Raw genomic sequence first — 19,666 nt, 5'->3', positions numbered from 1 at the left:
TTTGCCTCATTTCATTGTAATTTCTATCGCATGTGCCGTACATGGAATCGTCTCGCCTTGTTGATAGGATAGCGGCGATAATAATGCCCCTGTTGCCACAAGTAATACTCGTTTATAACTCCCTGCGCGCATTTGTTGAATAACATAACTAAAAAAAACAGCCGCCGAACAGCCTGCTCCACTTGCACCAGATTGGAATGCTTCATCCTGTCCATAAAATTCGGCACCTGCATCACGTAATAACGTTAGCTCTTCATTCTTCACACCATTTTCCACAAGCATTCCTTTCAACAGCTTTAATCCAAGCTGACCTAAATCACCCGTTAAAATTAAATCATAATGATAAATTTTTTGGTTTCTTTGCTGTAGGTGAGATTGAATCGTTTGAAAGGCGGCTGGTGCCATCGCTGCACCCATATGGAAAGGATCATCCATGCCATAGTCAACTGACTTGCCTATCGTTGCTGCTTCTATAGAAGGATACTCCTCACGATGCTTTCCAATAAGGGCATAGCCTGCAGCTGTCACAGTCCATTGTGCAGTTTGAGGTTTTTGAGCACCATAATTGATGGGATAACGAAATTGACGTTCAATGGAATTATGCTGACTTGAGGCACCAGCTAATGAAAAATTAGCCACACCTAACTCTGTTAATAGGCATGCAATAATGGCAGAGGATACAGATGTTGCACAAGCCGAAAATAATCCAATAAAGGGGATTTCTAAATCTCTAGCTGCAAAATTGGTCGGTGTCATTTGATTAACCAAATCCCCACCCATTAAATAATCAATATCTCCGTTTTGTATGCCCAATTTTTTCATAGCAAATTCACAGGCCTCTTCGATCATTTTGCGATGCCCCTGTTCATTTGTTTTCATCTGCCATCGTTCATCATCATAGACCGAGTCAAAATACTGACTAAAAATACTGCGATTCTCCAATGGGCCAGCTACTACTCCACCAGCTAAAAGAGATGGTTTCGATTGAAAAACGATTACCATGAAACCACTCCTATCGTCACAAGGATATATTTAATGAGAGCAACGAAAAATGCAGATACTACTCCAAATAATACAACTGACCCTGCCAATTTAAATAAATTGCCACCGACGCCCAGTACCAACCCTTCTGACCGATGTTCGATAGCCGCAGAAATAACGGCATTACCAAAGCCTGTTACTGGAACTGCTGAGCCTGCTCCAGCAAATTGACCAATTTTTTTATAAAGGCCCAAGCCTGTTAAAATCATGGCAAAGAATACCATTGTGGCAACAGTTGGATTTCCTGCTGTTGCTTCCGTAAAATTGAAAAAAATAATATAAAAAAGGGACACAGCTTGACCAATTGCACAAATCAGTCCACCAACAAAGAATGCCTTAGCTATATTCTTTAAATAAGGGGGCTTTGGTGTAACATATTGCTCTAACTGTTGGTATTGTTCTTTTTCCATTTATGTCTGCTCCTTTGCAAGCTCTTTTAGTTTTGTAATTTTATCGCTCAATTTATTATCTTCAATCTGATCCTTTTTTATTTTATTGGCTTCATAAAAAATTTTATAATCAGCTGAGACAAATACATCTTTGTTTGGATATTTCTCATCAAATTTCTTTTGCAATTTTTTCTCTAGCTTAGTCTTTTTCCACTTTTCCCATGGTTTGATTTGTACTGCAACAAGCATACTATCGTCATATTGGATAACCGTTGATCGTTCAACATAGTCTTCTTCTTTTATAAGGGCTTCGACTTCACTTTCATTTTGTGGCGACCCATAGACAATAAATTTTTCTTTTTCAGCACAACCATTTAACAGCGATAAAACGACTAAGAGAGGTAATGTCATTCCTAGTAGCCTCAAATGTTTTCCCCTCCTTTTCTTTACAGTTTCTCCACACATAAAAAAACTATTCATTCGAAGATATATACGAAAGCCCGAGTCCATTTTTCAAAAGTACATATTGTAGAAGTAGTAACAAGGAAAGGAGGTGACAATATGGGTTGTGGTAAGCCAACAAATCCTATTGGACCAATCCATTCAGCAGGCTGCGTTTGTGACGTAGTTCGCGCTATTTTAGATATTCAAAATCAAGCGGTGCGAGATGAGTGTTCTCCATGTACAGCGAACTGTTTCTTAGAACCACTAGGCGGAATTGTTAGTCCTGCACGCTCTCAAGCAGATACACGTGTATTCATGTTAATTACAAAAGATGGTACTCCTTTCAAAGCATTCTTTAACTCTCCAACAGCAGATCCTTGTATTTGTACATCCGTATTCTTCCGTGTAGAAGATATGTTTGATGAGTGCTGTGCAACTTTACGTGTTTTAGAGCCATTATGTACATTTGACTCTAGTGAAAGTACAGTAGACTTATTAAGTCGTGACGGCTGTTGCGTAAACATGAAGAAAATCTGTAAAGTAGATGACTGGAACTCAACAGATAGCTGTATTACTGTAGATTTATCTTGTTTCTGCGCTGTACAATGTATCGCTGATGTTGACTTAGGGATTTGTGATTAATTTCTTTCACCTTTGACACACACACATAAAAAAAAGTGTACAGCATCCTCTGCTGTACACTTTTTTTATAATGTTGGCAATTTTCTTCCACGCCACAGTATTTGTTGTATCTCTTCAAAATGAATGATTTCCTGTGTTTTTAATTCTAATGACGTTAGCATTAAAGAATCACTCTGTACTTCTGAGGCAGTTCCAGTTAATTTTCTACCATCTTTTAAGCAAACTAATAATGGCTGATAGGCCCTCTGACGAAATGGCTTTTCTAAAAATTGAAGTTGTTTTAGTAAGTACGGATCTATTTGTACATCTTCTACGATATCTTCTTTCCCATCAACTGTTTGCTCATCGAAAATGTTGTCCCTTACATATACGGATGTACTTTCATCCAAATCAAGTTCATGTAACGCCTTAGAAATATTTAAAAAATATGATGGTGATTTTATAAACAAGCGTGGCTCTCGATCCACTTTACTCACTTCCCTTTTTTCCATACAATATGCGAAAGTAAGTAAATTGGTTCTTAGCCTATTTGACTTAAAAAAACTGTCGCTAATCCTAAGTAAATTAAAATACTTGTTATATCATTTAAAGTTGTAATAAAAGGTCCTGATGCCACAGCAGGGTCTATTTTTAGTCGATGCATTAACAACGGAATAAAGGAACCCGCTAATGTCGCGACTAAAATAGAACCACAAAGTGCTGCTCCTACTAACATTCCTAAAACAAGTTCATGTTTCCAGAAATAAACAATGCCAATAACGATTAATCCACAAACAACGCCTGACATTAAGCCTGTACCTGCTTCACGTAGTAGTAACTTGAATTTACTATGTTCTTCCACGTCTCCTGTTGCAATACCTCTGATCGCCACGGCTAATGCTTGTGTTCCACTATTCCCTGATGTTCCTGAAATAAGTGGAATAAAGACAGCTAGTAAGGCTACCTTATCTAAAGTATCTTCAAATTGCCCCATTAAATTGGCTGTCAGCATACCTAAAAACAGTAGTACCACTAACCAAGGTAAACGTTTTTTAGCTGCTTGGAAAGGTGTTACATCAAACTTATCCATATCCGAAATACCGGCTAATTTTGAGTAATCCTCAGAAGCCTCTTCATCAATAACATCAATAATATCATCGACCGTGATAATACCGAGCAGTTCCCCTTTATCATCAATAACAGGTGTCGCTAAAAAATTATAGTCCTTCATAATTTGTGCGACTTCCTCTTGGTCATCATTTGCATGTACCATCACAACACGTTCATTCATAATGGATCGAATACGTGTATCCTCGTCAGCAATGATTAAATCTCGTAGTGATATAACACCTGTCAAACGGTGTTCTTCATCCACCACGAAAATATAATAAACAGTCTCTGCATCTGGTGCTTCTTTACGCAAAATGGCCATTGCTGAACGCACTGTTGAATTTTCTGGTATAGCAACGTATTCAGTTGTCATAATAGAACCGGCTGTATATTCATCGTAGCTTAATAGCTCATTAATTTCTTCAGCCGTTTCCTCATCCATCATTTCCAAATAGCTTTCACGCTGTGCCAAATCCAGCTCATTTAAGACATCTGCCGCATCATCAGCATACATATGCGAAAGCATTTCTGCCCCATATGAAGGATCCATTTCAGCTAGGTACGCTTTATATTCATCATCTTCGATATCGATTGCCTGAAAAATATCAGCCATTTCTGTCGGAGACAAGAACGAATAGATGATCTTCCTTATATCAGGTTCCACCTTTTCGTAAAACGTTGCCTGATCATATGGATGAAGTTCTAAAAACTCATCACGGAATGCATCAATATTATGTGCTTCGAGCATTCCTCGTAGATGTGCCTCATCAAATTGCACATCATCCTTTTCATTTCTTTCCTCTATCATGCTTGTCCCCTCCTTCCGAGCTTTCAATCATCTTTACGGGCAATGCCGTAAATCTACCTTCTATATAATAGAGTGTATTATACCTTTTCTGCAAACCCTTTTTTAAGTTATCCATCAGAGTCGGTGTACAGATTTTTATAAAATTTGATTTTAAGCGTAAAATCATGACGATTTCTATTTTACTATACATTAATTTTATGAAGTCGGTGTACAGATACTTCCTATACACTGTTATTACATCAAAAATGATAAGGAGATGCCCGTTTGTGCGAACATCTCCTTTCTATCAGTCAAAGACTACTTCAATAATCTCTGCATGTCTTCATTTAACATACTTGTAAAGTGTAATGGCCTACCGGTCAATGGATGCTCCATACTTAAGGAGACACAATGTAGTGCTTGTCGATCAATCAAATGACGGCTTCCACCATAAAGGTCATCACCAACAAGTGGATGCCCAAGGTACGCCATGTGTACGCGAATTTGATGTGTACGTCCTGTATGCAATTGCAATCGTACATATGTCACTGGTTCAGCATCAAGTAAAAACCGCTTTAGCACGGTTACATCTGTATGTGCATATTGCCCATCTTCTCGTACTTCTCTTTCAATAATACTCGTCACTTTACGCCCTATAGGAGCCACAATGGATTGAAAATTTTGTTCGACATGGCCATGCACAATCGCCTCATATTGCCTTGAAATGTTTCTACTACGCTGAGCAAGCCCTGTTAAATGATGAATGTGCGCATGCTTGGCAATACAGAGTAAGCCTGATGTATCTCGATCTAACCTTGTAACTATGTGGGCTGTGGAAGCTAATCCTTGTTGCTCAAAATAGCCACAAACTAAATTTGCAATGCTTTTGGTTGGATGCTCTCTTGAGGGAATTGTACTCTGGTGAGCTGGTTTATCAAGCACTAAAATTGCATCATCCTCAAATACGATGGTTAAATCACCATGCTCAATAGCAAGACCGTCACTTCTTTCCTCAGGAGGAAATGTCACTCCCACACAGTCACCCTCTTGAAGGACATGTCTCACATTACGTTCGACACCATTGACTGTTAATAAGCCACCATCAAACTTAATGGCGGTTAAGGCTTTCTTGGATATACGCCATTCCTGAAGGGCTTCTCGTAATAATTGCCCCTCTTTATCAGCCACAAAGTGCAATGTAAACCTTGTATCCATATTATTCATTAGCGACGAAAGATTCATGCACGCGCTCCCAAAATGGGAATGGTCGGAAACGGGCAAAACGTACTTTTTCATTTGCTACATTAAATGCAATAGCCTTGACATCACCTTGTGTAATTTGCAAGTGATCGACGGTCATATTAAAGTTCTGTTCATTTACCGGACGTAACACACAATGATGGTGTGCTGGTAATATTAATGGTGATCCTACTGTTCTGAAAACACGATTATTAATGGATGCAATTTCAGTGACTTGTAGTGCCGCTAATGTAGGATGGATAATTGCCCCACCAAGTGCTTTATTATAAGCCGTACTACCAGAAGGCGTTGATACACATAGACCATCTCCACGGAAACGCTCAAATTGATTGCCGTTCAGCTCGACATCCATAACAAGTGTTACATCTGGCGATTTGATTGTTGCTTCATTTAACGCTAGGTACGTATTCGAATCGGCATTGTGATGCTCTACTTTTACTTCTAAAAGTGGATACTCCACAACATTAAAGTCTTTTTTAGCAATGGATAAAACTAATTTTTCTAATTCAGATGGCTTCCAATCCGCATAAAACCCTAAATGCCCCGTATGAATACCAACGAATGCTACTTGGTCTAACAAATGAGAATATCGATGAAAGGCATGCAAAAGCGTGCCGTCTCCTCCAATAGAAACAACGATTTCTGGTGTTTCCTCATCATAAGTTAAGCCAAAATCCTGTAAATAAGTTTTAGCTAGCTCCATTAGCTCGTTAGATTGTGCATCTCTACGTGATTGAATCGAAAATTTCATTGGGCGTCACGCTCCTTCTCTGTTAGTAAATTAGGATTCGATGCTTCTTTGTATTCGCTAAAGTAGGCCTGTGCCTCTTGAATTTCACTACGAATCAATGACATTTCCTCATCCAATCGAAATGCTGCCTCTGCTGCACTTTGTAAACGATTTTTAATTTCCTCTGGGAACATGCCCTTATATTTATAATTTAAAGAGTGTTCAATAGATGCCCAGAAATTCATGGCTAGTGTTCGAATTTGGATTTCGGCTAACACTACTTTTTTTCCTTGAATCGTTTCAACAGGATATTCCACGATCATATGGTAGGAGCGGTAACCACTTGGCTTATTATGTGTAATATAATCGCGTTCTTCCACTACACGCATATCTTTACGCTGACGAATAAGCTCTGTTACCGTTGCGATATCATCAACAAATTGACACATAATCCGAAGGCCGGCGATATCACCAAGTTCATCACCAAGTTGTTTAGAGGGCTCAAAAGCTAATCCTTTTTCTAATGTTTTATCATATATACTTGCTAAAGGCTTAACACGTCCTGTTACAAATTCAATTGGTGAATTGGCATTAACAATACCAAATTGCGAACGCATGCCTTTTAATTTTACTTTTAACTCGTCTACTGCTTGTTTATAAGGACTTAAAAATATTTCCCATTGTCCCATTGTAAAAACCTCCCGACATTCGGTATCGAACACCACCGTCTGTTCGTTTTGTCTTTCTATTCAGCAAGAATTGCCTGAAAGTGTTGTTCCACGGTTTGGACAAATTCTGCCCCGTAATTGTAATTTCCTTCAATATTATACACGAGCATTTCCAATTCATCGTAGAAATTTGTCAGCTCAATCTCTTCTTCACCTATTCGTAGTATTGGATCTTTCTTTTTTTGTAAAATATGTACAAGATTCTCCCAACTACTCGGTGGAAAACGCAAGTAATGATAGTCTTCGCCTGCATCAAGTAAATAAATAAATGCAAACTCATCTGAATCTGCAATGAGTTGTCCAGCAGGTTTTAACTGTAAATTTACTTCATTGTCGTTTAAACTAAAATGAAGTTGATCTTGTTCAAAATTCGATGTTTCTATTGTATAAATTTTACGCACTGCGGTTCCCCTTTTCGTTGTACTCTTCCTCTTATTTTATCACACAGGGTAAATAGTTGCAGTGTGTAAATACTAAATCAAGCGAAACAACGAATGAAAAATAAAAAATTAAATAGGTGAATATAAATGACACAAGAAATTGAAATTGAGTTTAAAAATCTATTAACAAAACAACAATACGAGCAATTGTTACAAGACTTCCACATTAGCCAAAATGCTATTCATCGACAAGTAAATCATTATTTTGACACGCCTACACAGGCCATTCGTCAACTGCAAAGCGGGCTGCGAATTAGACAAATTGGTGATTATTACGAATGTACACTCAAAGAGAAAAATACCGAGCATGCTCATCTTGAAACAACAGATGAATTAACTGCAGTACAGGCACAGCAAATGCTTGATGGTAAAGGCTTTTTTGCTCAAGAAGTAGCAAAAAAATTAGCCAGCCACAGTATTCCTTTAGAACAATTACAAGTATTTGGCTCACTCACTACAGATCGTGTCGAAATTCCTTATAAAGAGGGGCTTCTTGTTTTTGACCATTCTTACTATTTGCAGTGCGACGATTATGAGGTAGAATATGAAGCAAAAGATGCAATAAAAGGAAATACAATTTTCGACGAATTTTTACAGCAATACGGAATTAAAAAACAGGCTACAGATAAAAAAATAGCCCGCTTTATGAAAGCTCTACAAGCACAAAATTCATAATAGTATAAAAAGGAAGGTGACTGACTCCTTGGATATTCAATCACTAAAATCTTTACTAGAAATTCAAGCATTGCAAACACTTGGAGCTACCGAAAATGCATCAACAAACAATCTGACAGACAATAATTCTATTTTTTCTGACATGATTAATGAATTATTAGGAGAAGCATCGACAGCAAGCAATGCCAAATTGTCTAGCTTATTTGCTTCTGGAACAGCAAATCATTCAGATTTCGTCAATCAGCTGACAATGTTAGCCAATAATTCAGAAGGTAGCTCACTCGAATCATTGCTTTATCAAGGCTCTAATGCTGTGTTTATCCCTGAATCTGTCAAACAAGCTTTAGCAAACAACTATACTGGCACAAAGCTTGATTCTTATGTTTCAGATGATGTTATAGGCTCTACAGCGTACGCCAATTCACTAACAGGAGCCAATCAATATGCCGCTATTATCGAAAAAGCTGCCGCTACTTATCAGGTACCCGAAAAGCTTATTGCGGCTGTCATCAAGCAAGAATCTAATTTTAATCCAACTGTAGTGAGTCATGCAGGAGCGCAGGGCTTAATGCAATTAATGCCCACAACAGCACAATATTTAGGCGTGACAAACGCTTTTGACCCAGAGCAAAACATTATGGCTGGGGCAAAATATTTGCGTCAAATGCTAGATAAATTTAATAATGACCCTACACTAGCTTTAGCAGCCTACAATGCTGGCGCGTCTCGCGTTACGAAATATGGAGGGATTCCTCCTTTCAAAGAAACACAGAATTATGTCAAAAAAGTGATGAATTACTACACAGTGTAATCGCATCTTTCCTTTTATCCATACTTTTTCCAACAAATTTCACCCATTGTGGTGAAATTTGTGCTATTTTAGCGAACAACAATTCGAAAGAGCTCTTTGTTTGTGTTAACGAAAAGACGTTGATAGAATGAAGGTAGTCACAAGAAATTCACATTTTGAGGATGACAAGTATATCAATAACGCTTCGGCTTAATTGCCGCTAACGATGTGTCTAGATTTTTCCGAGCAGAAAAGTAGAAGTTAACCTAAGAAAGTCACGTCCTGCGACAACTGCCGGAGGGCTCTGTGGCAACACTTTCATTGCCACAGGCGTAGCGCTTTTTGACGGTGTTCTAGATTCAGCAGTCGTTTGAACACTTGCTGAATGCGATAAAATGATACTTTAAGATATAAAGAAGAATTAAAGGAGCATATAACCTATGAGTCGAAAATACACTGTTCCTTATGAGGAGCTGGGAGCTGAAAAACTGTCAGAACTCATTCACGCGTTCTATAAAAGAGTGGCTCAGCATCCTGATCTTATTCCAATCTTTCCAAAGGATTTAACAGAGACAGCCCGTAAGCAAATTCAATTTCAAACACAGTATTTAGGTGGACCAAATCTCTTTACTGAGGAACATGGACATCCAATGATGCGTGCACGTCACATGAATTTTCCGATTACACCTGACCGTGCTCAAGCTTGGCTAGAGTGTATGTCAGAAGCAATGGATGAGGTAGGTTTGGAAGGGAAGTTCCGTGAAACTTATTATCAACGTTTAGTATTAACAGCTCATCACATGGTTAATACGCCAAATGACGATGAGGGGGAATTGTTACGTGAATAATATTCAAATGTTGCTGCAAGAGCCAACGCCGACGATTTCTACTGCCAACAAGCCTATTGAATTGTATATTTTCGTAGATCCACTTTGCCCTGAAGCTTTCAGTATGCAAGCAACTCTTCGTAAATTACAGCTTGAATACAACCACTATTTCACGTGGCGCTTTGTTTTAAGCACAGAGCTTACTTCTTTAAATTGCTTAAGTAAACGTGTCAAAGGTTGTATCTCGGGAGTCGAACTTGATATTAATCACCCTGTCTTACCTTCAATTGCTATTAAAGCAGCCGAACTACAGGGAAAACGTGCAGGTGCACGCTATTTGTCGAAACTACAAGAATATGTATTACTAAACCACCAAGATGTAAACTCCTATGCAACGCTTTTAAAAATTGCAGAGGATGTTCAACTAGACATGAATGAATTCACTGTCGACTTTGGCTCAAAGGAAGCAGCACGAGCTTTCCAATGCGATTTATATATTAAACGTGAAATGGAAGTTGACGAAGTCCCTAGTATCGTGTTTTTCAATGAATGTATTGAAGATGAAGGACTAAAAGTCAGCGGTAGCTATTCCTATGAAGTTTATGAACATATTTTACAAGAAATGCTGAACGAACAGCTTGTCCGTCAGCCATTACCATCAATAGAGGACTTATTTTCTAAATTCCATACACTTTCTACAAATGAAATAGCTTTTATCTATTCATTTACAGAGCAAGCAGCAGAGCGTGAATTAAAGAAACGCATGCTACAACAAAAAATCGAACGAATCCAGACAACTCACGCTACGTTATGGCGTCTTAAATAATACAAGAAACGACAGGGACTCCAATCTTTCATGATGGAGTCCTTTTCATGTTGTTGAAAAAAGGTCATGTCAATAGCAATAATACACCTTTTCACAAAGCCTGGGATAGATTTCCGTTCCGCCAGCGTCCGAGTCACTTCACCCACTGCGTTCGTCCCAAGGTATCAGTTGTGATGCTAATCCCCTAGGAGTGACGCTGGCTCCACTCCAATCACCATGTGGCAAAAGTGTCTTTTCCTTATCTTTCATACGAGCATAATTAGAGGAAGGATAGGCTCTTATTTTCAATGTGGAGAAATGATGCGTACCGCTCCTCCATAAAATGAGTAGTGAACACCTTCCCTTTATTTAAAAACCATTGCTAAAGAGAAATATTTTTATCGGTTGAAGTGGAAGGCTTGACTACCTTGGGATAGCGAGGCGGAAGCGGCTTTGCGCTCGCCCACAGAAAAGCAAGTAGCCTGCAACGGTAATCCATTTTCACCTTTCACATAAATTCTATGGATATTTTGTTAGATAAAGCAAAATACAAAGAAGCGCCTCTATCCTCGACCGATAGAGACGCTTCTTTTTCACAAAGGGGATGGGAGAAATGTTCACGTTCAAACAAAGGGGTGTATGTTTGTTTTGTGATTTATTTCACAAGAATTACTCTATCATGGAATAATATATTTAGCAATGCAACCAATACTAGATTCACAAATTTGTCAAATAGAAAGCGATTACAAACAGTATTTTTCCAAGATGCACACTTTTAAACTATTTAGAAATCAAAAAAAATCATTATTCTTTCATTTGAAATAACATGGACAATACATAAAAAAGAGCAGTAGGAATATTCCCACCGCCCTTTTAATTAGTTATTCAACAATAATTTTTCTAATTCATTTAAACGCTCTTCAAATACTTTACATGCATCTTCAATCGGCTTAGCAACGTTCATATCAACACCTGCTGCCTTTAATACTTCTATTGGGAAATCAGAGCATCCAGCTTTTAAGAAGTTATTAATATAACGTTCTACAGCTGGTGCCCCCTCCTCTAAAATTTGTTTACTCAATGCTGTAGCGGCTGATTTACCAGTCGCATATTGATAAACATAGTAATTATAGTAGAAGTGTGGAATACGAGCCCATTCTAAGCCAATTTCCTCATCTACAATCATATCATCGCCGAAGTATTTTTTGTTTAGTTCATAATAAACTTCAGTTAAACGATCAGCTGTTAATGACTCACCGTTCTTATCCATTTGATGAATAAGATGTTCAAACTCTGCAAACATTGTTTGTCTGAATACCGTACTTCTGAAACCATCTAACCAATGATTTAATAAGTAAATTTTTTGTTGAGGGTCATCAATTGTTTTTAGTAAATAGTCATTTAATAACTCTTCATTACATGTTGAAGCAACCTCTGCGACAAAAATAGAATAATCTCCATAAACGAATGGCTGATTGTTACGTGAATAATAGCTGTGAACACTATGGCCAAATTCATGCGCTAATGTAAATAGATTATTCACATTGTCTTGCCAATTCATTAAAATATACGGATTCGTACCATACGCGCCTGATGAGTAGGCTCCACTACGTTTCCCTTTATTCTCTAATACATCAACCCAACGGTTATCCAATCCACTTTGGACGATGCTTTGATATTCCTCGCCTAATGGAGCTAGTGCTTTCACTAAAATATCTTTCGCTTCATCATAAGTGACTTTCATTTCCACTTCTTTAACAAGTGGTGCAAATAAATCCCACATATGCAATTCGTCTACACCTAATAATTGCTTACGTAATGAAATATAACGCTGCATAGCTGGTAAATACTTATGAATTGTTTCAACTAATTGATCATACACATTTTCTGGAATGAAATTATTAGACATGGCTGCATGGCGTGCAGAATCATAATGACGAATACGAGCACTCACATTATGCTTCTTCACATTACCCGTTAGCGTTGCCGAGAACGTATTTTTAAACTTGCCATATGCTTCGTACATAGCTTTAAATGCACCTTCACGCACTGAGCGATCTTTGCTCTCTAAAAACTTAATATAGTTACCATGTGTAAGTTGTACTTCCTCTCCCTCTTCATTTTTCACATAAGGGAAAACCATGTCCGCATTGTTTAACATACTGAATGTATTAGAAGCTGTACCCGTTACCTCAGACATTTGCGCTAGCAATGCCTCCTGCTCAGCTGGTAATACATGTGGACGTGCCATTGTAATTTCTTTTAAAGATTGCTTATATAATTGTAGGTCTTGATTTTCTGCTAAGTAGCCTTCAATTGTTTCTTCACTTAATGCTAAAATCTCTGGTGTTAAATATGAAAGACCAGCTGAGATACTAGTTGCCAATGTTTGAATGCGACTGTTCATATCTTGATAAAAGCTATTTGTTGTATCTTGATCATAGCGCATATGGGCATATGTGTAGAGCTTCATCGCACGCTCATATAGATGATCATGATATTGTAAAGCTGTTAATAATGCCTCTGCCCCATTATTTAAAGTACCTGCATAGCTCGGTGCTTGTTTAGCAAGCTCTGCAACTTCCTTCAATTCCTCTTCCCAAGCTTTATCTGTTGCAAAGATATCCTCTAAGCGCCATGTTAATTCTGCGGGTACTTCATTTCTAACCAAAATCTGATTACTGTTACTAGCCATGTATGCCAGCCCCCTTTATATGTGCTTTTTTCCTTTTACTCTCATATTTTCTCAATATATTGTGGCAATTGCAAATAAATGTACATATACATGCTCACAAATATCTAGCAACTGCTCTTCTTGAGTCATATGCTTCAAGAGCTGTCCATAATACAGGACAGCACTTACCGACTGTGTTGTCACTTCTAGTTGATGCTTACTTAAAAAATGGTGAATCTCCTGCTTCGTTAACATAAAGGGCTGTCGACCTAATTGTTTACTAAAATGCAACAGCATCGTTTGCCATTCACTAGTAAACAAGGAGATAGCTTCTCCACCCTTCACTGGAATTCCAATGTAGGAAGGCATAGCAGTTAACGCAAAGTTTAATTCATAGCAATTTCGTAAAAATAAATCTTGCGCCCCCTTTTTACTATATAAAAGACGCGCAGATACAAATTGCCTACATGCTTGTTTATAAAGTTGCCAATACTGTTGAAATTCTTCTTGAGTAATTTGCTTCGGTATATAAAAAGGAAAGTGTTGTTGATTGACTGGTATTGTCTGAACTTTACCTATGAAAGTATGCCCATGTACATGAAGAAGATTCGTCCAATAAGTAAAATGGGCCGTCCTAGCGTTATACGTCATTAAATAAGGTACACCTGATGTAGTTGTCATAAACGATTTTTGCAGCAATGGGGAAATGGTAATTTTGCTGATGCCGTTGATTGCATCTTTGCTTTGAGGCGTTTGAAAAAGCCAAATTACTTGTATATCGTTTTTTTCGTAGCCAGCTGTACGTTGTTGCCATTTTTCATGGGAGATTGTGCTACATTGAAATTCAATTGCATAGTGACGATCATTTATTGTAATGAGCAAATCCGGGCGTTGAGCAAGCTGCTTTAAAAATGGCTCTAGCTCCACTTGATATCCATGCTTTGTGAGCCATTCAAATAATTGCATTTTACCTTGGAGATGAAGTTTAGATTCACCTTCAGCGAACAATTGTGGACAATGCTTTTTGGCGAAGTGTGAAAAATGGGGAATATTATGTTGACCTACTTTCAATTGAACTGGTTCTAGACATTGAGGACAAAAAAATTTCATTTGTCGCCTATATCGTTGTAAAGCTTTCCTCGTATATTGATATGGGAGAAATAGCTGCTGTTTGTTGTTATAAGCTACCAGCATTTAATCAACTCCTTTTTAGTCAACTATAATGGAGTTGGTTTGCCCTCACAAAAATTAAGCAATTATTTCTTGAAATTTTAAAAATGCCGTCTCATATATCTTCATTCAGCAGATTTCACAGCATGAGCAGAGAGGCCTGTACAACGCTGGTCAATTAACCGATGATAGCTTAAATATGAATGCAAAAAAAGGACTGTAGCAAAACTCAATAAATTTACGAGTTTTACTACAGTCTAAAAAATGAGGTATTTTAATGCTTATGCAAAGTATTTTCGAACTGTTTCAAAGCAATTAAATTCCATAATCTTTTCACCGTACTCCTCTAGACGGTGAATGGTTAAATTGGATGGTGTTAAAAATTCCTTGATGACCGCATTTCGATCATGACGATTTAAATCCTCATCTGCGTTCCCGAAATCAACAACTAAATAGTACCAATCTTCATATTTGAATAATGAGGAATCCACTAATTCGTCTGTCATTCGTTTTGCGACAGGGATTAACTCATCAATATCTTTAAATTTATAAACATAAATGTCTGTATCCATAAATAACTCTGACTCATCCATGTCACCAAGTTGAGTTAGCTGGCTAAGAAGATCTTCTCCAACTTCATCGAATGGTGCAAACATTTCTTTGTGTTCATCAAAACTCGAATGACCATCTAATGTTTCACCGTCTTTTAAAATATGTGCACGTGTGACAATGATTTCTAAGCCTACTTCAGATGCATTGATGTGAATCCAAATCGGACCCTCTACATCAAAGTAATCCTCCGTGTTTACTTCATCAATCATATCCCAAAAAAGTTGCTCACCCTTTGCTCGATTGTACCAAATTTCTTCACGACTATAGCCGCGATCCTCTATATCATTATACGTAATAAAGAGCTTGAGTGTATTTTCATTTACACGTTCGATGTCCACTAGACCTCATCTCCCTTCACTGTCATATGCTGAAAAACAGTTTTGTTTCATTAGTATGCTTTTATTCTTTGTTTTTAACCTTCATACTGCATTTGTTTTTCAACCTTTGACCACACTCAGTAAAACCATCGAGGAACCGCAAACATGATTTTTTTTGTTCACAGTTGTCTCTAACTCTATTGTATGCTGTTCTGTCATAAAATGAAAAGGATATACACCGTTTCACAGAAGATATTTGAATTATTGAAATTGTAGTAAACTATTTAACTTAAATCAAGTTTAACATACTTTTACGGAAATATATGACTTTTCCCTATCAATTATTATACTTCATATAGAAGGTTTTACATAAGTAAAACATAAAAAAATAGATGTCACAACATGCATTCCACATTTGTAACATCTACAATATATATTATTCAAAATGAGTAGGTTTAATTCACCATTCGTTGCGCTTCTTGAAGCTGATATGCTCGAACTTTTCGAGGTAGGAAGCGACGAATTTCATCTTCATTATAGCCAACTTGTAGACGTTTTTCGTCCAAAATAATTGGTCGGCGTAATAAACCAGGATACTCCTGAATTAATTCATATAAACGTTGTAGTGGTAAACTTTCAACATCCACATTTAATTTTTGAAATATTTTTGAACGAGTAGAAATGATTTCATCTGTCCCGTCTTCTGTCATACGTAAAATTTTTTTAATTTCACTAATACTTAGTGGCTCAGAAAATATATTACGTTCTGTATATGGAATTTCGTGCTCCTCTAACCAAGCTTTCGCTTTACGACAAGAGGTACAACTTGGTGATGTAAATAGGGTTACGATCATTCTGACACATCCTTTCATTTTGTAATCATTATCTATAAACCAGAACCAAAGTGTTAAATTAGAATTAATGTAAAGTAAAATACACAGTACCATTATACAGCACTCAGCTGTATTTGAATATAGTTCCAATAAAAAAAGACTGAACCCATCACAAATTATTCTGTCTCTTTATACAGCTTTTAATAAAGCGTATTTCCTTCTATCTTATGTGCTACTACTAACATTCCCACTTTCAGTGCATTTTAAACATCCAAGCATGTATCTTAGTTGTTCTCATTTAAAAAGATTAAACGAGAAAATTGTCAATTTGACGTGTACACCTAAACACAATTTTAATAAAAAAATTTATATTTATAACAAAATTACACAACAAAAAAAGCATATAATTTTTTCTCGAAAAAAACCACCGTCAAAAGTCTGACTTTACACAATGGAATCTTTATAATATAATTCTTTGCAATCAAATCAATTTGAATAATTTAAATTGAGAAAAACGCTGACGAAGAGTAGTACATATGTTCATTTCACGTTTAGAGAGTCTGTGGTTGCTGCAAACAGATCGTGGAGACATGTGGAATGGACTTCCGAGTTAGCTTTGTGAACGCTGTTAGAAGCTATTAGCAGAGCTCGTCCCTTCACGTTACGAAGCTGAGTGGCCTTTTAGGCAAGCTGGGTGGTACCGCGGATTCAAAACATCATTCGTCCCTTCATTAGAAAAAATCTAATGAGGACGCATGATGTTTTTTTGTCTTTATCGTGAGGTGGAAAAGTGAGCAAAACGCCGCTGACAACCATCACGGAATTTGAATTCGAGGAGGAACTTTTAATGACAACTATTTTTTCAGGCGTACAGCCTACAGGAATCGTTACTTTAGGGAACTATTTAGGAGCATTCAAGCAATTCCCTGCACTACAAGACGAAGGAAATGCTATTTATTGTATCGTTGATCAGCATGCGATCACGGTTGCCCAGGATCCTAAAGAATTACGTGAAAGCATTCGTAAGCTGGCAGCTACCTATATTGCTACTGGCATCGACCCTAAAAAATCTACGTTATTCATTCAATCAGAGGTGCCAGCGCATGCTCAGGCAGGATGGATGTTACAATGTGTTGCGTCTATCGGGGAGCTAGAACGTATGACACAATTTAAAGATAAATCACATGGTAAAGAAAGCGTTTCTGCTGCTCTTTTAACATATCCACCGTTAATGGCTGCAGACATTCTACTTTACAACACAAACATTGTCCCTGTCGGCGATGATCAGAAGCAGCATATCGAGCTAACTCGTGACCTTGCAGAACGTTTTAATAAACGCTTTGGTGACGTTTTAACAATTCCAGAAATTCAATTACCAAAAGCAGGCGCTCGTATTAAATCCTTACAAGAGCCAACAAAGAAAATGAGTAAATCTGACCCTAATACGAAAGCGACAATCCGTTTGCTAGATACTGCGAAGGACATTGAGAAAAAAATTAAATCAGCGGTTACGGATTCTGATGGTATTGTTGCATTTGATGTAGAAAATAAACCAGGTGTCTCGAATTTATTGACAATCGAATCGGCTATTTCTGGTATAGCCATTGAAGATTTAGTCAAAAAATATGAGGGAATTGGTTATGGTGGATTCAAGCAAGGTGTTGCAACAGCTGTTATCGAACATCTAACACCAATTCAAGAAAAATTCTATCATTTAGTAGAATCCTCTGAATTAGATGTCATCTTAGATGAAGGTGCTGAAAAGGCGAATGCGATTGCCAGTGCTACATTAAAACGCATGGAAGATGCAATGGGTCTCGGCCGCACACGTCGCTAATTTATGGCTTGTCTGTGGAGCGATCAAAGCCTAAATCAAGCACAACAGCGCAAATGATAATGCAGGCTCCTACCGCCATATAAAATTCTGTTGTTTGAAAAATAAATTTGAAAACAACCTTCCAGGAATAACCTAATGTTCGATAATTTAAATACAATATGAGATTCCCTACAGAGAGAATCATTAAGCCATAGCTTACTAAAAATAAAAAGAGACGAAACACAGTAGAGGCATCCTTTCTATTTCTTCTTACTTATCATTTATTCACAAAACTATAAAAAAAGACGTCAGCCGTTTAAATTTGGCTGACGTTTTTTAAGTTTATATATTATGCTTCATATTTTTTGAATAGAAGACTGGCATTGTGACCACCAAAACCAAGAGAATTACTCATCGCATATTGAATGTTTGCTTCTCTCGCTTCGTTTGGAACATAATCTAAATCACATTCTGGATCTGGATCTACTAAATTAATTGTTGGAGGTAAAATGCCTTCTTTTAAGGCTAATGCTGTGAAAATCGCTTCCACACCACCAGCTGCTCCTAATAAGTGACCCGTCATAGACTTTGTAGAGCTCATAGCAAGCTTATACGCATGATCACCAAAAGTAGTTTTAACAGCTTGTGTTTCAAATAAATCATTGTAAGGTGTGCTAGTACCATGTGCATTAATATAATCAACTTGTGATGGATCAACTCCACCATCTGTCAATGCTTGCGTCATTGCACGTGCTGCCCCCTCACCCTCTGGAGCTGGAGCCGTAATGTGATGTGCATCACCTGTTGCACCATAACCTAAAACTTCAGCATATATTTTAGCGCCACGAGCTTTTGCATGTTCATACTCTTCTAGAATAACGATACCAGCGCCTTCTCCGATAATAAAACCATCGCGGTTTTTATCAAATGGACGACATGCTGCTTGTGGGTCTGGATTTAATGATAAAGCTGTATTTGCACAGAAGCCTGCCACAGCCATTGTAACGATTGGTGATTCAGCACCACCTGAAATCATCACATCTGCATCCCCACGTTCAATTACTTTAAAGGCATCACCAATGGAGTTTGTTCCCGAAGCACACGCCGTTACAGAACATGAGTTAATACCTTTTGCACCAACGTGAATAGATACTTGCCCTGAAGCCATATCAGGAATCATCATTGGAATGAAGAATGGGCTGACACGTCTTGCGCCACGCTCTTGGAATGTTAAAAATTGTTGTTCATAAGTTTCCATACCGCCGATACCAGAGCCAATCCATACACCCGCACGTGGAGCTAGCTCTTCATCAATTGTTAATTGTGCATCTTCCATTGCCATAATGGAAGCGGCTAACGCGTAGTGCGTAAAACGATCCATTTTACGTGCTTCTTTACGATCAATATATTTTTCAATATCGAAATCCTTCACTTCTGCTGCGATTTTTGCTGCAAAAAGTTCTTTATTCAATCGTGTCAGCTCACCAATGCCAGATTTACCAGCCTTGATGTTAGCCCATGTTTCTTCGATACTATTTCCTAGTGGTGTCACTGCGCCAATTCCTGTAATTACTACTCGTCGTTTACTCATTGTCTT

The 19,666-nt window shown here is 37.7% G+C and carries 21 protein-coding genes and 1 other annotated feature; of the genes, 6 read left to right on the top strand and 15 right to left on the bottom strand.

Going from position 1 to position 19,666, the window contains the following annotated elements; translation table 11 throughout:
• Positions 1-6: 6 nt before the first annotated feature.
• Genes NV349_RS03625 through NV349_RS03615 form a run of 3 tightly spaced genes read right to left on the bottom strand, consistent with a single transcriptional unit; the run spans position 7 to position 1,856 of the window.
• Complete coding sequence (locus NV349_RS03625) at positions 7-1,002, bottom strand: stage V sporulation protein AD (RefSeq protein WP_036126636.1); 996 nt, start codon at positions 1,000-1,002, stop codon at positions 7-9.
• Positions 996-1,451 (bottom strand): stage V sporulation protein AC, encoded by a 456-nt coding sequence (spoVAC, locus tag NV349_RS03620; RefSeq protein ID WP_036126638.1) that lies wholly within the window; start codon positions 1,449-1,451, stop codon positions 996-998. The genes NV349_RS03625 and spoVAC overlap by 7 nt, the downstream gene beginning before the upstream one ends.
• The gene (locus NV349_RS03615) at positions 1,452-1,856 is read right to left on the bottom strand and encodes a YhcN/YlaJ family sporulation lipoprotein (protein ID WP_230593937.1); all 405 of its coding nucleotides are present in this window, start codon (positions 1,854-1,856) and stop codon (positions 1,452-1,454) included.
• Between the two features lie 135 nt (positions 1,857-1,991).
• On the opposite strand from NV349_RS03615, the gene NV349_RS03610 reads away from it, so the two are divergent.
• A complete protein-coding gene (locus NV349_RS03610; RefSeq protein WP_008174263.1) occupies positions 1,992-2,516 on the top strand; it encodes a CotY/CotZ family spore coat protein in 525 nt (174 codons plus the stop codon).
• Positions 2,517-2,581: 65 nt separating this feature from the next.
• Here NV349_RS03610 and NV349_RS03605 read toward each other — a convergent pair whose 3' ends face one another.
• From NV349_RS03605 to NV349_RS03580, 6 genes are all read right to left on the bottom strand, one after another.
• A complete protein-coding gene (locus tag NV349_RS03605; protein WP_230593938.1) occupies positions 2,582-2,983 on the bottom strand; it encodes a hypothetical protein in 402 nt (133 codons plus the stop codon).
• A 53-nt stretch (positions 2,984-3,036) separates the two neighbouring features.
• The gene (gene mgtE / locus NV349_RS03600; protein WP_036126643.1) at positions 3,037-4,413 is read right to left on the bottom strand and encodes a magnesium transporter; all 1,377 of its coding nucleotides are present in this window, start codon (positions 4,411-4,413) and stop codon (positions 3,037-3,039) included.
• Positions 4,414-4,710: 297 nt separating this feature from the next.
• Complete coding sequence (locus tag NV349_RS03595) at positions 4,711-5,607, bottom strand: RluA family pseudouridine synthase (protein WP_058844601.1); 897 nt, start codon at positions 5,605-5,607, stop codon at positions 4,711-4,713.
• Position 5,608: 1 nt separating this feature from the next.
• The gene (locus NV349_RS03590; RefSeq protein WP_036126648.1) at positions 5,609-6,403 is read right to left on the bottom strand and encodes an NAD kinase; all 795 of its coding nucleotides are present in this window, start codon (positions 6,401-6,403) and stop codon (positions 5,609-5,611) included.
• On the bottom strand, positions 6,400-7,071 hold the full coding sequence (locus NV349_RS03585; RefSeq protein ID WP_036126650.1) for a GTP diphosphokinase: 672 nt from the start codon (positions 7,069-7,071) through the stop codon (positions 6,400-6,402). Before NV349_RS03585 ends, NV349_RS03590 begins: the two co-directional genes overlap by 4 nt.
• Before the next feature lie 56 nt (positions 7,072-7,127).
• Positions 7,128-7,511: a UPF0738 family protein gene (locus NV349_RS03580; protein WP_036126652.1), complete on the bottom strand. Its 384-nt coding sequence runs from the start codon at positions 7,509-7,511 to the stop codon at positions 7,128-7,130.
• 126 nt (positions 7,512-7,637) lie between these two features.
• Between NV349_RS03580 and NV349_RS03575 the strand changes: the two genes are divergently transcribed.
• The 4 genes from NV349_RS03575 to NV349_RS03560 all read left to right on the top strand — a co-directional run bounded on the left by NV349_RS03575 (position 7,638) and on the right by NV349_RS03560 (position 10,668).
• Positions 7,638-8,225 (top strand): CYTH domain-containing protein, encoded by a 588-nt coding sequence (locus tag NV349_RS03575; protein WP_036126653.1) that lies wholly within the window; start codon positions 7,638-7,640, stop codon positions 8,223-8,225.
• A gap of 28 nt (positions 8,226-8,253) precedes the next feature.
• Positions 8,254-9,036, top strand: coding sequence for a lytic transglycosylase domain-containing protein (locus NV349_RS03570; RefSeq protein WP_036126656.1), 783 nt, complete (start codon positions 8,254-8,256; stop codon positions 9,034-9,036).
• Positions 9,037-9,455: 419 nt separating this feature from the next.
• Positions 9,456-9,863, top strand: a complete 408-nt coding sequence (locus tag NV349_RS03565) for a globin domain-containing protein (protein WP_004227447.1) — start codon at positions 9,456-9,458, stop codon at positions 9,861-9,863.
• Positions 9,856-10,668 carry a DsbA family protein gene (locus NV349_RS03560; protein ID WP_036126658.1) on the top strand — a complete coding sequence of 271 codons (813 nt, stop codon included), beginning with the start codon at positions 9,856-9,858 and terminating at the stop codon, positions 10,666-10,668. The genes NV349_RS03565 and NV349_RS03560 overlap by 8 nt, the downstream gene beginning before the upstream one ends.
• An 856-nt stretch (positions 10,669-11,524) precedes the next feature.
• On the opposite strand, the gene pepF is transcribed toward NV349_RS03560, so the two are convergent.
• The 4 genes from pepF to spxA form a co-directional block, all read right to left on the bottom strand.
• Positions 11,525-13,342 (bottom strand): oligoendopeptidase F, encoded by a 1,818-nt coding sequence (pepF, locus tag NV349_RS03555; protein WP_058844598.1) that lies wholly within the window; start codon positions 13,340-13,342, stop codon positions 11,525-11,527.
• Positions 13,343-13,393: 51 nt separating this feature from the next.
• A complete protein-coding gene (locus NV349_RS03550) occupies positions 13,394-14,515 on the bottom strand; it encodes a competence protein CoiA (protein ID WP_089934869.1) in 1,122 nt (373 codons plus the stop codon).
• A gap of 257 nt (positions 14,516-14,772) precedes the next feature.
• Entirely contained in the window at positions 14,773-15,441 is a 669-nt protein-coding gene (gene mecA, locus NV349_RS03545) for an adaptor protein MecA (protein ID WP_036126663.1), read from the bottom strand.
• A 434-nt stretch (positions 15,442-15,875) separates the two neighbouring features.
• Positions 15,876-16,271 carry a transcriptional regulator SpxA gene (gene spxA, locus NV349_RS03540; RefSeq protein WP_025116803.1) on the bottom strand — a complete coding sequence of 132 codons (396 nt, stop codon included), beginning with the start codon at positions 16,269-16,271 and terminating at the stop codon, positions 15,876-15,878.
• A 490-nt stretch (positions 16,272-16,761) separates the two neighbouring features.
• Positions 16,762-16,984 (top strand) — a binding site (T-box leader).
• Between the two features lie 116 nt (positions 16,985-17,100).
• Here spxA and trpS point away from each other — a divergent pair.
• The gene (gene trpS, locus NV349_RS03535; protein WP_036126679.1) at positions 17,101-18,090 is read left to right on the top strand and encodes a tryptophan--tRNA ligase; all 990 of its coding nucleotides are present in this window, start codon (positions 17,101-17,103) and stop codon (positions 18,088-18,090) included.
• A gap of 1 nt (position 18,091) precedes the next feature.
• On the opposite strand, the gene NV349_RS03530 is transcribed toward trpS, so the two are convergent.
• Together NV349_RS03530 and fabF are read right to left on the bottom strand one after the other, a co-directional pair.
• The gene (locus NV349_RS03530; RefSeq protein ID WP_036126664.1) at positions 18,092-18,313 is read right to left on the bottom strand and encodes a YuzI family membrane protein; all 222 of its coding nucleotides are present in this window, start codon (positions 18,311-18,313) and stop codon (positions 18,092-18,094) included.
• Between the two features lie 105 nt (positions 18,314-18,418).
• A complete protein-coding gene (gene fabF / locus NV349_RS03525) occupies positions 18,419-19,660 on the bottom strand; it encodes a beta-ketoacyl-ACP synthase II (protein ID WP_058844655.1) in 1,242 nt (413 codons plus the stop codon).
• Positions 19,661-19,666: the final 6 nt, after the last annotated feature.

The organism is Lysinibacillus sp. OF-1 (genome assembly GCF_028356935.1).
In the GTDB taxonomy this organism is placed as follows: Bacteria; Bacillota; Bacilli; order Bacillales_A; family Planococcaceae; genus Lysinibacillus; species Lysinibacillus fusiformis_D.
The sequence above is the reverse complement of the archived record's forward strand: the minus strand, read 5'-3'. Positions and strand labels throughout refer to the sequence as shown.

Coding starts and splice junctions, on each gene's coding strand:
- NV349_RS03625 (WP_036126636.1), bottom strand. CDS start 1,002: ATGGTAATCGTTTTTCAATCGAAACCATCTCTTTTAGCTGGTGGAGTA.
- spoVAC (WP_036126638.1), bottom strand. CDS start 1,451: ATGGAAAAAGAACAATACCAACAGTTAGAGCAATATGTTACACCAAAG.
- NV349_RS03610 (WP_008174263.1), top strand. CDS start 1,992: ATGGGTTGTGGTAAGCCAACAAATCCTATTGGACCAATCCATTCAGCA.
- mgtE (WP_036126643.1), bottom strand. CDS start 4,413: ATGATAGAGGAAAGAAATGAAAAGGATGATGTGCAATTTGATGAGGCA.
- NV349_RS03595 (WP_058844601.1), bottom strand. CDS start 5,607: ATGGATACAAGGTTTACATTGCACTTTGTGGCTGATAAAGAGGGGCAA.
- NV349_RS03590 (WP_036126648.1), bottom strand. CDS start 6,403: ATGAAATTTTCGATTCAATCACGTAGAGATGCACAATCTAACGAGCTA.
- NV349_RS03585 (WP_036126650.1), bottom strand. CDS start 7,071: ATGGGACAATGGGAAATATTTTTAAGTCCTTATAAACAAGCAGTAGAC.
- NV349_RS03575 (WP_036126653.1), top strand. CDS start 7,638: ATGACACAAGAAATTGAAATTGAGTTTAAAAATCTATTAACAAAACAA.
- NV349_RS03565 (WP_004227447.1), top strand. CDS start 9,456: ATGAGTCGAAAATACACTGTTCCTTATGAGGAGCTGGGAGCTGAAAAA.
- pepF (WP_058844598.1), bottom strand. CDS start 13,342: ATGGCTAGTAACAGTAATCAGATTTTGGTTAGAAATGAAGTACCCGCA.
- NV349_RS03550 (WP_089934869.1), bottom strand. CDS start 14,515: ATGCTGGTAGCTTATAACAACAAACAGCAGCTATTTCTCCCATATCAA.
- trpS (WP_036126679.1), top strand. CDS start 17,101: ATGACAACTATTTTTTCAGGCGTACAGCCTACAGGAATCGTTACTTTA.
- fabF (WP_058844655.1), bottom strand. CDS start 19,660: ATGAGTAAACGACGAGTAGTAATTACAGGAATTGGCGCAGTGACACCA.